This is a genomic window from Microbacterium sp. UBA837 (assembly GCF_002296025.1).
Taxonomy (GTDB): domain Bacteria; phylum Actinomycetota; class Actinomycetes; order Actinomycetales; family Microbacteriaceae; genus Microbacterium.
Genome location: NZ_DBHD01000059.1, coordinates 1 through 11319, shown reverse-complemented (window position 1 = coordinate 11319; position 11319 = coordinate 1). Strand labels below are relative to the sequence as shown.

At 67.3% G+C, this 11319-nt stretch carries 10 protein-coding genes; 4 read left to right on the top strand and 6 right to left on the bottom strand.

Annotated elements, in window-relative coordinates; genetic code table 11:
* On the bottom strand, positions 1-1583 hold a 1583-nt coding region (locus B3587_RS04580), incomplete at its 3' end, for a heavy metal translocating P-type ATPase (protein WP_292726828.1).
* A 59-nt stretch (positions 1584-1642) separates the two neighbouring features.
* Positions 1643-1849 (bottom strand): heavy-metal-associated domain-containing protein, encoded by a 207-nt coding sequence (locus B3587_RS04575; protein WP_292726827.1) that lies wholly within the window; start codon positions 1847-1849, stop codon positions 1643-1645.
* A 242-nt stretch (positions 1850-2091) separates the two neighbouring features.
* Between B3587_RS04575 and B3587_RS04570 the strand changes: the two genes are divergently transcribed.
* Complete coding sequence (locus tag B3587_RS04570) at positions 2092-3363, top strand: ABC transporter substrate-binding protein (RefSeq protein ID WP_292726826.1); 1272 nt, start codon at positions 2092-2094, stop codon at positions 3361-3363.
* Positions 3364-3737: 374 nt separating this feature from the next.
* Here B3587_RS04570 and B3587_RS04565 read toward each other — a convergent pair whose 3' ends face one another.
* From B3587_RS04565 to B3587_RS04550, 4 genes are read right to left on the bottom strand one after another with little or no spacing between them, the layout of a single operon-like run.
* A complete protein-coding gene (locus tag B3587_RS04565; RefSeq protein WP_228177196.1) occupies positions 3738-4502 on the bottom strand; it encodes an ABC transporter ATP-binding protein in 765 nt (254 codons plus the stop codon).
* A complete protein-coding gene (locus B3587_RS04560) occupies positions 4499-5524 on the bottom strand; it encodes an ABC transporter ATP-binding protein (RefSeq protein WP_292726825.1) in 1026 nt (341 codons plus the stop codon). Before B3587_RS04560 ends, B3587_RS04565 begins: the two co-directional genes overlap by 4 nt.
* The gene (locus B3587_RS04555) at positions 5514-6494 is read right to left on the bottom strand and encodes a branched-chain amino acid ABC transporter permease (protein WP_292726824.1); all 981 of its coding nucleotides are present in this window, start codon (positions 6492-6494) and stop codon (positions 5514-5516) included. Before B3587_RS04555 ends, B3587_RS04560 begins: the two co-directional genes overlap by 11 nt.
* A gap of 13 nt (positions 6495-6507) precedes the next feature.
* Positions 6508-7827 (bottom strand): branched-chain amino acid ABC transporter permease, encoded by a 1320-nt coding sequence (locus tag B3587_RS04550; RefSeq protein WP_228177193.1) that lies wholly within the window; start codon positions 7825-7827, stop codon positions 6508-6510.
* Between the two features lie 208 nt (positions 7828-8035).
* On the opposite strand from B3587_RS04550, the gene guaB reads away from it, so the two are divergent.
* The 3 genes from guaB (at position 8036) to B3587_RS04535 (ending at position 11135) form a co-directional block, all read left to right on the top strand.
* Positions 8036-9538, top strand: coding sequence for an IMP dehydrogenase (gene guaB, locus B3587_RS04545; protein ID WP_292726823.1), 1503 nt, complete (start codon positions 8036-8038; stop codon positions 9536-9538).
* A gap of 638 nt (positions 9539-10176) precedes the next feature.
* On the top strand, positions 10177-10662 hold the full coding sequence (locus tag B3587_RS04540; RefSeq protein ID WP_292726822.1) for an endonuclease domain-containing protein: 486 nt from the start codon (positions 10177-10179) through the stop codon (positions 10660-10662).
* 194 nt (positions 10663-10856) lie between these two features.
* Positions 10857-11135 (top strand): DUF2277 domain-containing protein, encoded by a 279-nt coding sequence (locus B3587_RS04535; protein ID WP_228179476.1) that lies wholly within the window; start codon positions 10857-10859, stop codon positions 11133-11135.
* The last annotated feature ends 184 nt before the right edge of the window (positions 11136-11319 follow it).

Genomic DNA, 11319 nt, shown 5'->3' with positions numbered 1-11319 from the left:
GTGATCTCGGCATCCGGGTGCACCGACCACTCGGCGAGCAAGCCCAGTGATCCGACCGCGACGGCGTGGCCTTCGACGACCCCCGTCGCACCCCGCCCCGCCACGGACGAGAACGACTCCACCTCGGGAAGCGGGCCCCCGGCCGCCGCGGAACCCGCGATCGCCCGGGCGATAGGGTGTTCGGATGCCGACTCCACCGCACCGGCCAGACGCAGCACCTCGGCGGCATCCTCGCCCGGCACGGGCAGCACGTCCACGAGCGTCATCCGGCCCTCGGTCACGGTTCCGGTCTTGTCGAGCACGACAGTGTCGACGCGCCGGGTCGACTCCAGAATCTGCGGCCCCTTGATCAGGATGCCGAGCTGCGCGCCGCGGCCGCTGCCGACCAGGAGGGCTGTCGGTGTCGCCAGTCCCAGTGCGCACGGGCAGGCGATGATCAGCACGGCGATCGCCGCCGTCAGCGCCAACGCCGTGCCTCCGCCGAGCAGCAGCCAGGTCACGAGAGTCCCGACGGCGATCACGATGACGATCGGCACGAACACCCCCGCGACGCGGTCGGCCAGTCGCTGTACCTCGGCCTTGCCAGCCTGAGCCTGTTCCACCAGGCGCGCCATTTGCGCCAGCTGCGTCTGCTCGCCCACGCGCGTGGCGCGCACCACGAGACGGCCCCCGACGTTGACCGTCGCGCCCACGACCGCGTCACCCTCGCTGACCTCGACGGGAACCGACTCGCCCGTGATCGTCGAGGTGTCCACGGCCGAGGTCCCCGACACGACAACCCCGTCGGTCGCGATGCGCTCGCCGGGGCGCACGACGAATTCGTCGCCGACGCGAAGCTGAGCGACAGGGACCCGCACCTCCGCGCCACCGCGAAGCAGCGCGGCATCCTTTGCGCCGACCTCCAGCAGTGCCCGAACTGCCTGGCTCGCGCGCCGCTTCGCGCGCACCTCCAGGTAGCGACCGAGCAGCAGGAACGTCGTGACTCCCGCGGCAACCTCGAGGTAGATCGTGTTTCCGGCTTCGCCCGGCTGCGCGATCCACGTGAAGCCGTGGGTCATTCCCGGCATCCCGGCGCCGCCGAAGAACAGCGCGTACAGCGACCACAGGTAGGCGGCCGAGACCCCCATCGAGACGAGAGTGTCCATGGTGACAGCGCCGTGGCGCAGATTGATCGCCGTGGCGCGGTGGAACGGCCACGCAGCCCACACGACGACGGGTGAGGCAAGCGCCAGCGATGCCCACTGCCAGTAGGTGAACTGCAGCGCGGGGATCATTGCGAGCAGGATCACCGGCACCGACAGCACCGCCGCCCCGATCAGGCGCTGGCGCAGCGAGGCGAGCTCGGGATCGGTCGCCGGCTCGTCGGTCTCGGGCACCGGCGGCGCGGGCACTGTGGCCGTGTACCCGGTGCGTTCGACCTCGGCGATGAGGGCTGCAGCATCGGCGCGCGACTCGTTCGCGTTCGCCGGGACGTCATCGATTCGGACGACGGCTTTCTCGGTGGCGTAGTTGACGGATGCCGACACCCCCGGCATCCGGTTCAGTCGCTTCTCGATACGCGCGGCGCACGAGGCGCACGTCATCCCACCGATCTGAAGCTCGATCGGTGCTGAGCTGCCCCCGCCGGCAGGTGCGGCTGTCGTCACCGTCGCGCGGCCTGGTAGCCGGCCTCGTCGACGGCGGTCAGCACTGCAGTGTCGTCGAGGGTCTCGGCGGTGACCGTCAGGAGGCCGGTTGCAGCGCTGACCTCGACCGCGGATACGCCCGGGATTCGCGAGACCTCGTCGCGCACGGCGTGCTCGCAGTGGCCGCAGGTCATTCCGGTGACGACGTATTCGTGGTTTGTCATGGCGGGTTCCTCCCGTGAGAGTACGGCTATCTCGATACCCCTGAGGGGTATGCATCTCAACGATACGCCCATCCCCGGCATTCCCGCGCCGTCGATCGCGACGGATACCGGCGCCAGGTAACGATTTGACGGCGTTACACATCGTTAACGCACCGCAACACACGCGAGACCAGTCCGCGGATAAGTTATTGGCACTGTGCGGGCTCTTTGGCGACCCGCATCCATTCACAGCAAGGAGCATCATGGGCGTCTTCACACGATCCCGCGCCGGCTCGATCCTCGGCGGTATCGCCGTGGTCGGTGTCAGCGCGGTCTTCCTGGCGGGTTGCGCCGGCGACTCTGGCGGCGGGAACGGTACCAGCGAGCCCGCGGGCGAATCCCTCGACCTCAAGATCGGCACGGCGCTGCCCGTGACCGGCAACCTGGCCTTCCTCGGCCCGCCGGAAATCGCGGGTACCGAGTACGCCGCATCCGAGGTCAACGCCGCAAACGCGGGCGTGACCATCGAGATGATCCAGGGCGATTCGGGTGACACCGACAACAAGGCCTACGAGACCGAGATCCCGCGTCTTCTCAACGAGGGCGTCTCCGCGATCATCGGTGCTGCCTCATCGGGCACCTCGCTGCAGTTCATCGACCAGGTGGTCGGCGCCGGCGTCATCCAGTTCTCGCCCGCCAATACCTCGGCTGCATTCTCGACCTACGACGACAACGGCCTCTACTTCCGCACGGCGCCGTCTGACACCCTGCAGGGTGAGGTGCTCGGAAACCTGATCGCCGAGTCCGGTGCGCAGACCCTGGGCATGATCGTCCTCAACGACTCGTACGGCACCGGCCTCGCGAGCTTCGTCAAGGACGCGTTCGAGGCCGCGGGCGGGACCGTCGTCGCCGAGCCCACCTACAACACGGGTGACACGAACTTCTCGGCTCAGATCTCGGAGGTCGTCGCTGCCAACCCCGACGCGATCGCCCTGATCACGTTCGAAGAGGTCAAGACCATGCTGCCCGAGCTGTTCGCCGCAGGCGTGCCCGCCGACAAGCTGTACTTCGTCGACGGCAACCTGTCGAACTTCGGTAGCAACGGCATCGACGTGGGTGGATCGCTTGAAGGGGCCAAGGGTACGCTGCCCGGTCTCTCGATCGACACGATCACCGACTTCACCGACTCGCTCCAGACCTTCTGGACCGACGAGGGCAACGAGGAGCTGACGGAGTTCAGCTACGCCGCCGAGTCGTACGACGCCGTCATCCTGCTCGCGCTCGCTGCTCTGGCCGCCGGTTCGACCGACGGCGCAGCGATCGCCGACAAGCTGCAGGAAGTTTCCGGCGGTTCGGGCGACGGTACTGCCTGCACCTCGTTCGCCGAGTGCGCCGAGATCATCAACGGCGGCGGAGTCGCTGACTACAACGGCATCTCCGGTCCGATCACGTTCGACGACGTGGGCGACCCCACCGAGGCGTCGATCGGCATCTACGAGTACACCGCCGACAACGACTACGTCGCATACCAGTAAGCCTCACGGCTAGCGAGCGGGGCTCCGACCTTCGGGTCGGGGCCCCGCTTCCGTTGTGTGCGGCATCCGTGCGACCGGCCGAGCTGCGCGCCGAACCCACAGCATCCGTGCTGACCCCACACGATTCCTGCGTCGGAAGGTGTGGGCTCGCGCACGAAGGTGTGGGTTCGCGAGTGGGTGGGGAGGTGGATGCCTCGAGGCATGGTGCGGGCATCGTGCGGGGGTGACGGGCCGGTGTGAGGTGCCGAACCCACAGCATCCGTGCTGAGCCCACAGGTTTCGGGGGTGAAGAGGTGTGGGTTCGCGCGCGACGGTGTGGGTTCGCGCCTCGAGGCGGGGGGTCCCGCGGGAGCGAGGGATGCCGCGGCGCGGGGCTAGGCGCCGAGGGTGCCGAGGTAGAGGCCGATGACCTTCGGGTCGTTGAGCAGCTCACGGCCGGTGCCGGTGTAGGCATCCTTGCCCTGATCGAGCACATAGCCGCGGTCGCAGATCTGCAGGCACCGGCGAGCGTTCTGCTCGACCATGATCGTCGTCACCCCGGCCTTGTTGATCTCCGAGACCCGCAGGAACGCGTCATCCTGCCGGGCGGGGGACAGGCCCGCCGAGGGCTCGTCGAGCAGGATGACGGCAGGATCCATCATGAGAGCACGACTCATCGCCACCATCTGGCGCTCACCGCCCGACAGCGACCCGGCGCGCTGGTTCAGCCGCTTGCCGAGCTCCGCGAAGATGCCGGTGACGAACTCCAGGCGTTCGGTGTAGAGCTTGGGGCGCTGGAACAGACCCATCTGCAGGTTCTCGGCGATCGTGAGGCTCGGGAAGACGTTGTTGGTCTGCGGGACGAACCCGACGCCCTTGGCGACGAGCTTGTTCGCCTTGAGGCCCGTGATCTTCTCGCCGTTGAGCGAAATGTCGCCCTGGCGTACCTTCACCTGACCGAAGATCGCCTTCAGCAGCGTGGACTTGCCGGCGCCGTTCGGGCCGATGATGCCGATGAGCTCGCCGTCCCAGGCGGTCAGGGTCGCGCCGTTGAGGATGTTCACCCCGGGCAGATATCCGGCGTGAACCTCGTCGACCAGGACGACCGGCGTGCCCTCACGGACGGGGGGACGCTCGTCGGTGGCGGCTGCATCGGTCATGACTTCTCCGTCCCGGTGCCCTCGCCCGGCTCTCGCGATGTGCCGGGGGCGGCATCCGACTGGTGGTGATGCGACTTTTCGATGGCCTCGTCGAACTCCTGAACCTCCTGCTGCAACTCGATGGCGGCGGTGTTGAGTTCGCCGGGCACGCGCCCGGTGACAACGCCGAGGTCGACATCCTGATGCGAGCCGAGGTAGGCATCGATCACCGCGGGGTTCTGCATGACCGTGTCGGGCGGACCCTCGGCGACGATCTTGCCCTCGGCCATCACGACGACCCAGTCGGCGATGTGACGGACCATGTGCATGTCGTGCTCGACGAACAGCACCGTCATGCCCTCGTCCTTCAGGTCGAGGATGTGATCCAGCAGTGACTGCGTGAGAGCGGGGTTCACACCCGCCATCGGCTCATCGAGCATGACGAACTGCGGCGAGCTCATGAGTGCGCGGGCCATTTCGAGGAGCTTGCGCTGCCCACCCGAGAGGCTCGCCGCGAAGTCGGTCTCCTTCGCGTCGAGCTTGAACTTCTTCAGCAGCACGCGGGCGCGCTCTTCGATCTCGACATCCTGCTTTCGCCACAGGAACGGGAACAGCGACGCGAAGAAGCTCTCGCCGCGCTGCTCCGTCGCACCGAGCTTCATGTTCTCGAGCACGGTCAGAAGGCCCAGCGCCTTGGTCAGCTGGAACGTGCGCACCGCACCCATCCGCGACACCTTGAACGCGGGAACTCCCGCAAGGGCTGTGCCATCGAACTTCCAGGACCCCTCGTCGGGCTTGTCGAAGCCGGTCAGCAGGTTGAAGAACGTCGTCTTTCCGGCACCGTTGGGTCCGATGAGAGCGGTGATGGCATTCCGCGGGATCTCGAGATGCTCGACATCCACGGCGGTCAGGCCGCCGAACGTGCGCTTGACACCGTCCGCGACGATGATCGGGTCGACCTTGGCGACACCGGGGCGGATCTCACCCTCATGAAGGCCAGTCGTCTTGGGACGCGCTACCGGCGCGAGCGGCTCATCGGACAAAGCTCAACTCCTTCTTGTTCCCGAGGATCCCCTGCGGGCGGAAGATGATCAGCAGCATGAGCGCGACCCCGATCAGGACGAAGACCGACTGCTGTGCCTGCTCGCGCGAGAGGAAGGGCAGGAGCCCGGCATCCACCAGCGCGGGAAGGAGGTTGGAGAGGAACGCTCGCACAACCCAGAACAGCACAGCGCCGAGCACCGGGCCGAAGATCGTGGCGGCCCCACCCAGCAGGAGCGCCGTCCAGATGAAGAAGGTCTGGGAGGTCACATAGACGTTGGGGTTGACGTTCGTTCCCATCGCCGTGACGATGCCGCCCGCCGCGATGATGACGCCACCGATGACGAGGGCCTGCATCTTGAACGAGAACACGTTCTTACCCAGGGACCGCACGGCATCCTCGTCTTCACGGATGCCCTTGATGACGCGTCCCCAGGGGCTGCGCATCAGCGACCAGGTGAACAGCACCGCGACCGCGGTCAGCGCGACGCCGATGATGATCACCCACCACTGGTCGCTCGTGTAGGTCCACGGGCCGAATCCATAGGTGCCCTGCGGGAGCGGGTTTGCCGCCCGGAACTCCGCCTGGAAGCCGAACAGCCCGTCGGCGGAGCCCGTGACGTCCTTATAGGCGGTCGACAGGAACAGCAGGCGCACGACCTCGGCTGCGGCGATCGTCACGATCGCGAGGTAGTCGCCGCGAAGCCGCAGCGTCGGGATGCCGAGAATGAGCGCGAACACGGCGGCGAGGACGAATCCGACGAGCGCTGCTGCCCACCACGGCAGCCCGAGCGTCAGGATCGAGATTGCGAAACCGTAGGCTCCGACGGCCATGAAGCCGGCGACACCCATGTTCAGCAGGCCCGCGAAGCCGAAGTGGATCGACAGGCCGATCGCCGCCAGCGCGAAGCCGAAGGTCGTGGGGCTGAGGATCTGGCTCAGCGTGTTGTTCAGGATCTGACCGAAGTCCATCGTCGTGCCCCCTTCAGCCCACTCGCTCTTTTCGACCCAGGATGCCCTGCGGTCGGAAGAGGAGGATCAGGATCAGGACGACCAGCGCGCCCACGTATTTGAGGTCGTCGGGAACCCCGAACAGGCTTGTCGTTTCGACCAGGATGCCGACGATCAGAGATCCGACGAGGGCGCCCAGTGCCGTACCGAGGCCGCCGAGCACGACAGCCGCGAACAGCAGCAGCAGGATGCTGGTTCCCATGTCCCACTTGATACCGGGGCGGAAGTAGGCCCACAGGACACCGGACAGGCCGGCAAGCGCCGCCGCGAGGATCCAGACGATCCGGACGATCCCGTCCACGTCGATTCCGGATGCCGCTGCCAGGGACGGGTTGTCAGAGACCGCCCGGGTCGCGCGACCGATCCGGCTGCGCGTGAGCCACAGCGCGAAGATGATGATCACGACGACCGAGATCAGCATGCTGACCAGATCCATCCAGGTCAGCACGATCGACCCGGGCAGGGGGATGACGCCCGACAGGGGATTCGGCAGCTGCAGCGTGCCACCGCCGACGAACATCTGGAAGATATAGCGCAGGGCGAGCGAGAGGCCGATCGAGACGATCATGAGCTGCACGACGCCGAGGCCCCTTCGGCGCAGGGGACGCCAGAGACCGGCATCCATCGCGTACCCGAACGCCCCCGAAACGATCACCGCCAGCGGGACGGCCACCAGCAGCGGCAGACTCAACCCCACGGCGAACAGCAGCGCTATCAGCGCCCCGAACGTCACCATCTCGCCGTGGGCGAAGTTCGAGATCCCCGTCGTGCCATAGACCAGCGAGAGACCGATCGCGGCCAGCGCCAGCATCAAACCGAAGTTGACGCCATTGACCAGGCGCTCCACGAGCTGGTCGACGAACCCGGTGGTGTTCCGCTCGCCCTCGCCGATGAAGAAGTTCGTCGTCACGCGGCCGCCGGGCCCGACCGTGACCTCGCGGACGTTGGGAGAGGTGTCTTCGCCCGTCTCGTCGATCACCGCAATGCCCTCGGGGAGGGTGTCTTCGTTGAGTGTCACGGTGTAGTCGGCATTGCGCTCAGGAACCCCCACCGCCCACTGCCCGTCGGCATCCGTCTCGACCGTTTGCTCGCCGCCGGGGCCGTCCACCGTCAGTTCGACGCCCTCGAGCGGCTCACCCTCGAGCTGCACATTCCCGCTGATGCGGTAGGGATCGTCGTCCGCGGCGTGAGCGGCAGTCGGCAGGGCGAGAAGGCCCACGAGGGTCAGTGCCAACGCGAGAAATACGCCGAGGCGATTCCGCGTCGTCCTGGCTGGGGCATTCGGATGTGGCACTCAGACCTCCCGGACGGCAACGGCCGAGGAAGTCGCTTCGACCGTGATAGACGACCGTACGAGCGTAATGTGTCGGCGGTGTTTCCGGGGCATATTCGGCTGAGAACGATCCCAATCCGTTGCCGAGCCCACCGCGGCCGCCGCCCGGGAATGCCGGCGTGCCCGCGAACGTAGAATTCTCTATAAGGCTCGCGACCGCAGGAGAAGCATGGACACTCACGACCCGTTCGGATTCGTCGGACTCACCTATGACGACGTGCTTCTGCTGCCGGGTCACACTGACGTCATCCCGAGCGAGGCCGACACCTCATCGCGGGTGACGCGCCGCATCACCGTTGCGATCCCGCTCATTTCCAGCGCGATGGACACCGTCACCGAGGCGCGGATGGCGATCGCGGTCGCCCGAGAGGGAGGCCTCGGCATCCTGCACCGGAACCTCTCGATCGAAGATCAGGCATCTCAGGTCGACCGCGTCAAGCGCAGCGAGTCGGGCATGATCTCCGACCCCGTGACCACGACTCCCGACGCCACGATCGAAGAGGTCGACGCGATGTGCGCGACCTACCGCATCTCGGGCCTCCCCGTCGTCGACGACGACGGGACGCTCGTCGGCATCGTCACCAACCGCGACATGCGGTTCGTGTCGGGCTTCGAGCGCAAGACCACCCTCGTCAAGGACGTCATGACCAGCGAGGGTCTCATCACGGCTCCCGTCGGGATCGGCGCGAACGATGTCATCGCCACCTTCGCCAAGCATCGCGTCGAGAAGCTCCCGCTCATCGACGATAACGGCAAGCTCGCTGGCCTGATCACCATCAAGGACTTCGATAAGAGCGAGAAGTACCCGCTTGCCACCAAGGATGAGCACGGCCGCCTGCGCGTGGGTGCTGCGATCGGGTTCTTCGGCGACGCGTGGGAACGCGCCGAGGCGCTGCGGGATGTCGGGGTGGATGTTCTCGTCGTCGACACCGCCAACGGTCAGTCGGCGGGCGTCATCGACATCGTGCGACGGCTCAAGGCTGATCCGTCATTCGCGGGCATCGACATCATCGGCGGCAACGTCGCGACCCGTGAAGGCGCGCAAGCACTCATCGACGCCGGGGTGGATGCCGTGAAGGTCGGCGTGGGCCCCGGGTCGATCTGCACGACCCGCATTGTCGCCGGCGTCGGCGTTCCGCAGATCACTGCGATCTACGAGGCCTTCCAGGCTGCGCGAGAGGCCGGGGTTCCGGTCATCGCCGACGGTGGCCTGCAGTACTCGGGCGACATCGCCAAGGCCCTGGTCGCGGGCGCGGACTCGGTCATGATCGGGTCGCTGTTCGCCGGCACCGACGAAGCCCCGGGCGAGATCGTCTTCCAGGGCGGCAAGCAGTTCAAGCAGTACCGGGGCATGGGATCGCTCGGTGCGCTGCAGACGCGCGGCAAGAAGACCTCGTACTCGAAGGACCGTTACTTCCAGGCCGACGTCCCCACCGACGACAAGCTCATCCCCGAGGGCATCGAGGGGCAGGTCGCCTATCGCGGTCCGCTCGCGGCAGTCGCCTACCAGCTCGTCGGTGGCCTGCGGCAGTCCATGTTCTACGTCGGTGCCCGCACGGTCGAGGAGCTCAAGGCCAAGGGCAAGTTCGTCCGAATCACCGCTGCCGGCCTCAAGGAGTCGCACCCGCACGACGTGCAGATCGTCGTCGAGGCCCCGAACTACAAGCGCTGACGCGTAGCATCCGTCTGGTTCGCGGCCTCCGTCTCGCGCGCGGCATCCGTCTGGCGCGCGCGAAGTTCGTCTGGTGCGCGCGAAGTCCGCAGATTCGCGCGAACCTCGCACTTTCTGCCCCGAATCCTGTGGAGTAGGGGCGAGTCTGCGGAGTTCGTGGGGTGCCAGAACCGCGCCGGCTGGACTCCTCCCCAGCGTCGCCGGGCCGTGAAGAGCGTGCAGAAGGATGCCGCTTGCGGTCGCGCCACCCGCCGGCGACGCACGCTGGCGAGGTGACGCCAGAGCTCGAACAGTGGTTGCGGGAACGTGGCGGAATCGCGCACCGGAGCGACATCCTGCGTGCTGGGTACAGGGTCGCGGCCTTGCGGGGGTTCGTACGGGACGGGAGGGCGCGAGTCATCCGTCGTGCGTGGGTGACCCTTCCGGAAGCGGCGCCGGATCTCGTCACGGCGGCCACCGCGGGCGGCCGGATTTCGTGTCTGTCCCTTGCGCGCAGACGGGGGTGGTGGATGCCGCCCGACATGGATCTGCATCCCCACGTGCATATGGTTCCCGGCTCCGGTTCCGCGCGCCTGCCTGACGGATGGCCAGGACGGCTCCACTGGACTATCCCTCTCTCCCCGCCAGGATGGGGCCTCATGGCGACCGTCGAGGATGCGCTGGCTCACGTCGCTGGATGCGTCCCCCACGACGCTGCTCTCGCCGTGTGGGAGTCCGCGGCTCGTGTGGAGGGTCTTGCGCCGGAGGCGCTCAGGCGCATCCCCTGGACCTCGCGGGCCGCGCGAGACCTGGCCGGGGAGGTTGTCGGGCTCTCTGATTCGGGGCTGGAGGCCCTCGTCGTCCTGCCGCTGCGCCGCTGGGGCGTTCCGGTCGTGCAACAGGCGAGGATCGCCGGACGGTTCGTCGACCTTCTGATCGGCGAGCGGCTCGTGCTGCAGATCGACGGGTTCGCGCATCACTCCTCAAGCGCGCAGCGCACGAAGGACATCGCGCACGACGCCGAGCTTGCGCTTCGCGGATACACCGTCATGCGCCTGAGCTACGCGCAGATCGTTCACGACTGGCCGGCGGTTGAGCGCAGCATCCGTCGCGCCCTCGCGGCCCGCCTGCACCTCGCATCCTGACCACGCCCGCTACTGCCCGCCGCGCCTGTGCTCGCACGTGCGGACTGCCCCGTTCCGCGCATGTCCCCAAACGCCAAGTTCGCAGGATGCGGCGGCAATCGTGCGGAGTTGGCGTGATTCTGCGAACTTCGCGGTGCCAAGCTCGGCCCCGGTACGGGGTGGTCGAGCCGCGGGCGCGCGCGTAGGGTCGGGGCATGTGCCGGAACATCCATACCCTCCACAACTTCGAGCCCGCCGCGACCTCGGATGAGGTTCACGCTGCAGCCCTCCAGTACGTGCGCAAGATCGCCGGGACGACCAAGCCGTCCAAGGCGAACCAGGATGCCTTCGACCGCGCCGTCCACGAGATCGCCCACGCCACCCAGCACCTGCTCGACGACCTCGTCGCCGTGACGCCGCCGAAAAACCGCGAAGAAGAGGCCGCCAAGGCTCGTGCGCGCGCCGTCGCGTCGGGGCGCTACTCGGTCGCTTAGGGCAGCTCGCGGCATCCGTTCGCCCGCTGCCCGCGCGGCCCAAGCTCGCAGAACCGCGCGAAGTTCGCAGGATTCCGGCCTGCGGATGCGGAGGTGGTGCGATTCTGCGCAGTTGGTGTGGCTGCGCGCCCGCCGGACCGCGGGCGCCGGTGCGGGGCTAGCGTAGGGACATGTCACTTCCCCC

Excerpts from the sequence above, each read along its gene's own strand:
- B3587_RS04575 (WP_292726827.1), bottom strand. The coding sequence starts at position 1,849 with ATGACAAACCACGAATACGTCGTCACCGGAATGACCTGCGGCCACTGC.
- B3587_RS04555 (WP_292726824.1), bottom strand. The coding sequence starts at position 6,494 with ATGGACTTCGGTCAGATCCTGAACAACACGCTGAGCCAGATCCTCAGC.
- B3587_RS04540 (WP_292726822.1), top strand. The coding sequence starts at position 10,177 with ATGGCGACCGTCGAGGATGCGCTGGCTCACGTCGCTGGATGCGTCCCC.
- B3587_RS04535 (WP_228179476.1), top strand. The coding sequence starts at position 10,857 with ATGTGCCGGAACATCCATACCCTCCACAACTTCGAGCCCGCCGCGACC.
- B3587_RS04565 (WP_228177196.1), bottom strand. The coding sequence starts at position 4,502 with ATGACCGATGCAGCCGCCACCGACGAGCGTCCCCCCGTCCGTGAGGGC.
- guaB (WP_292726823.1), top strand. The coding sequence starts at position 8,036 with ATGGACACTCACGACCCGTTCGGATTCGTCGGACTCACCTATGACGAC.
- B3587_RS04570 (WP_292726826.1), top strand. The coding sequence starts at position 2,092 with ATGGGCGTCTTCACACGATCCCGCGCCGGCTCGATCCTCGGCGGTATC.